Genomic DNA, 4,122 nt, shown 5'->3' with positions numbered 1-4,122 from the left:
TGGTCATGGTATTGAACATTTATGCTGCTTATCCCATCTTGTTCTTCTCTGAGAATCAAGGGATGATAACAAGTGTAGGGGATATCTCTGCCCATGTTGGTCCGAATGATCTGGTACTTGTGGACAGATACGCAGCAGGTTCATATAAAATAGCTGACCCTCTTTTTTTCGTGTACTCGAAGCCTGCTCTCTGGTGGGATGCTGATTCTCTTGGAAAGCTCAAAGCTGATCTTAACGTTTCCCGCTTTGATACCGTATATATACTGACAAATAAAGCAACGCGCCTGGAGAAATACTTCAATCCCGTAGAAGTGGAACTTGTTCGCACCCAGCCTGTCACTTTGCAACAGCTCGAGGTTACAGTGGATCTAAATCATTATCCTCACAGGGAAGCAGATGTTTATGATATGGATTACTCCATAGCTCGCCAGCTTATGAAAAGGCCTAATAATATAGTAACCAGAGACTTCGAATTGCAATTGTATAAGGTTACGGATAGCTCTAACATGTTCATGTGATAATTCAAAAGGTGATCTATATGACCATAGGTATGATCAACACTGCCCAACCTTATACCGGTATTGGAAATTATGCATTTTCCCTGTTTGAAGCTATTAAAGGTTTAGTAGACATAGACCACGTGTTCTTTAATACCAAGCAGTTTACCGTAAATGAACTTACCACATCGAAAAAGATAGCCAGTTCAAGAAGGATACCATTTGTAGATAATAATCCATTTTTTTATTACCGGATGCAAGGTTACATTCCAAAATATGATCTATATCACCTTACCAATCAGAACATCTCTTTTTTTAAAGTAGCACCTAAAGTAATAACCTGTCATGATATCATACATGAAATGTATCCGGCAAGCAAGATGCATCTGATGATGGGTAAAATGATGTATAAAGGACTTAAGAATGCGGCACATATCATTACTGACTCTGATGCCACTGCAAGTGATCTGCAACATAAATATGGAATTTCCAATGAGAAAATGACAACTATCTATCTTGGCATCGATCATGAAGTGTTCAGGCCTCATGAAGATGTTTCTTCAATATGGTCAAAGTACAATCTTGAAAGAGATAAGAAGTACATCCTGCATATTAGCTCTGAGCAGCCACGGAAAAATATCGAAGGCATCATTAAAGCATTCTACAGGTTGAAAAAGCAATCCGGAAGAAAGGACCTTGTTCTATTGAAGGCAGGAGAACCACAATACGCAAAGGACAGGAAAGGTATCATGTCACTTATAGCGTCCCTTGGTCTGGAAAAAGATGTCCTTTTCCTTGGGAGAGTTCCAACTGACGATCTTGTAAGATTATATTGTGTCGCGAAGATGTTCGTTTTCCCATCTTACTATGAAGGTTTCGGACTTCCGGTTATAGAGGCTATGGCATGTGGATGTCCGGTGATCACATCCAATGTATCATCATTGCCGGAAGTTGCAGGCGATGCCTGTATTATTGCTGATCCAAGAGATGACCAGAAAATAGCTAGCTATATGCTTGAACTGCTTCAGGACGGTGAGCTTAGGTCTTCCCTTGTTCATAGGGGAGTCGACAGAGCTTCTCAATTTTCATGGGAAAGATGCGCTAACGAAACTGCAAAAGTGTATGCACGTGTTCTTGAAGATATTTGATGTCAGAGTCCTTCTTTTTTCATTAATCTCCTTCCAACCAGATCGATCGATCCTGTAATTACAACACAGATCAATATTACGTTAGTGTCAATATGTGAGCTTACTGAGCCCTGCAGTATTTCTTCTGCTATCAGCAGGATCATAAAACTGGCAAGTAATGTAAGGCATAAGCGCCGGTTAAATTCCATGACCTTCACGTATTTTTCGTTCTTGCGGGGCTTTCCGTTCCTATCCTTAGCAAAAGTTTTTCTGTTTGCATATGTCAGAAATATTGTTATGCATGCAATGAACATGAATAGGGCGATGTAGATTGGTACATCACTACCGTTTGCTTTTGAGGATAATATTTCTACACTTCCATTATCCAGATCCTTACTTACTACGTAAATATCATCAGATATTGACCTGAGTATATCAGGTACACTTTCAGGGTCCCCTTTATATCCTTCCGAGTTATCGGGAAGACCCAGAATGCAGAATGTTCCGGGATCTCTCAGAGTCGCACTAAATTTGCAGTTCTCTCCTTGGTCTCCAATGTTATTGGAAGTAGTGTATGACCATTTTCCATTTTTGAAGTATGCAACAAAAACTTCTTCAGGGCTCAATCCTCTGTGCTTAAGCCATTGTTTTTCCACAAGGAATTCTATGTATATAGTGCCAGGATCATTCGGATAAAGGCTTAGGTCATATATGCTGCAGACGTCTCCTTCTATCCTGTTTTCTCCACTAGGTAGTTTTTTCAGTTCCTTCAGCAGAAAAGAGAAGTCAGTTACTTCTGTATTATAATATATGTTAAAACTGCTAAGGTTCGTATTATCAATGGTTATTGGTATCTCTTTCGCAGGTTCTGTAAATGAGAGGTCAGTTCTATACTGCACTTTAATGTTCAAATTACTTTCTTCAGTTGGCACATTTTTTTTGCTGACCAGGATCTTATCGTTATCTGCAGGTTCCAGAGCAAGATATCCTCCAAGAATAGCTACAGGTGTCTCTTCTTCAAGCCGGATCTCACTGTTCTCTTCAAGTGTTATTCTTATATCCTGAAGACCATCGCCATTGATATCAATTATCTCTGTTGTAGATCCATCTCTGAATGTATTATGGTCCTTTACCACAACAGTATGACTATCGATCCTGTTTATCTTCAGCAGCACGCTGGAATTATTAAGATTCTCTGCAATTTCTCTACATTCAATGTTCACTAATGGAGTCTCATTGTCCATTATAACTTCTTTATACGATGCTGTGTCGTTCTCTCCCATCTCGAAATCTGAGAGAATAATTCCTTCTCTGTAAAGTGAGAAATAGATCTTACGTGCATCCAGGTCTATTGTATGCATTTGTATATCCATTCCATCCCCAAGTTCTATCTTGCTGCCTGAATTGACCTTTATATTGATATCAGTCATTATCTTGGAGAGGATGGCTGATGAATTATCTATGTCCAGTATACAGTAGGGTTCGCCAAGGTATGCAATAGTCCTATTCAGAGGACTTTCGATACCTTTCTCCTTATATTGGAGGCTTCCATATACTATCTCGTCTTTACTCAGTATATTGTCTTCTCCGGGAGCTATCCTCAGGAACTCCCAGCTTCTTTTTCCCGTAACATCAAAGTAAAATAAACCTGGTGATGTCCAGGTGTTTAACTCATTATCGTAATTGGAGGGGTCAAAGTAGGTATGATCAGTTGTATTTCTGTAAGGATAAAATACAATTTGCTCTTTTTGCAGTGGAACTATAATATAGTCTACATTTGCTTCTTGTTTTTCGCTAATAGTATCGTAAAAGGAGACAACAGTACCCCCCTCCTTGCTGAAGAAGGCTTCTTCCCTGAAAGCAAAGTATGCATCTGATTCGATTTTGATATCTCCCTTTGGTATCTTTATATGATATGGTGAGGAAGATGCAGGTAATCTGATGTTTATCCATTTGTTCTTTGTATCCAATTTTGCGTGATATGTACGGTTGTTTCCCTCTATGGTGATATCCTGCAAGCCTTCATCATGCAAGGTCATAAATTTTAACGAAAACCTTTTGTTGGAACCTACATACAGGTCTTCCGGGGATAGGATGAACATCTTTCCATCAAGAACCAGCTTGTCCTGCGCACTGCACAGTTCATCTATTACAATATCATCATTAGATGTAAGCTTTATATGATAGATATCATCCTGCAGTCCAGGCACTTCCAAAATTCCGGTCTGGATATTTCCGGTCTTTCGGGTCGCTGAAGTTTGACCATCATCAGGTATGCTCATAGACTCGATGATTTCTCCGGAAGGTGAATGAACAGTTATGTTTAGTTCATCCTCTCCTTCGTACCAGTTAAGGTCATGTTTTGAAATAGAAAGGCTAAGAGTTTCATTATGAATATATGTGTATATTTCGTGTTGTCCTCTTAATTGCATAGAGCTTCTGGTCTCTGCGGAAGCATTAGTGGTAATGGTTCCCATTCCATTGAACTTTACATAAGG

The 4,122-nt window shown here is 39.4% G+C and carries 3 protein-coding genes; 2 read left to right on the top strand and 1 reads right to left on the bottom strand.

All coding sequences use genetic code 11. The annotated features are described in order from the left end of the window. A partial coding sequence (locus ACCM36_RS05030; protein WP_370572655.1) for a hypothetical protein occupies nucleotides 1-518 on the top strand: 518 nt, incomplete at its 5' end. Between the two features lie 20 nt (nucleotides 519-538). After that, on the top strand, nucleotides 539-1,645 hold the full coding sequence (locus tag ACCM36_RS05025) for a glycosyltransferase family 4 protein (RefSeq protein WP_370572654.1): 1,107 nt from the start codon (nucleotides 539-541) through the stop codon (nucleotides 1,643-1,645). A gap of 2 nt (nucleotides 1,646-1,647) precedes the next feature. Here the strand turns inward: ACCM36_RS05025 and ACCM36_RS05020 are convergent. Further along, a partial coding sequence (locus ACCM36_RS05020) for an S-layer protein domain-containing protein (protein ID WP_370572653.1) occupies nucleotides 1,648-4,122 on the bottom strand: 2,475 nt, incomplete at its 5' end.

Origin of the sequence: Methanomethylovorans sp. (assembly GCF_041305605.1) — an archaeon.
Taxonomy (GTDB): domain Archaea; phylum Halobacteriota; class Methanosarcinia; order Methanosarcinales; family Methanosarcinaceae; genus Methanomethylovorans.
This window is presented reverse-complemented; position numbering and strand designations above follow the sequence as displayed.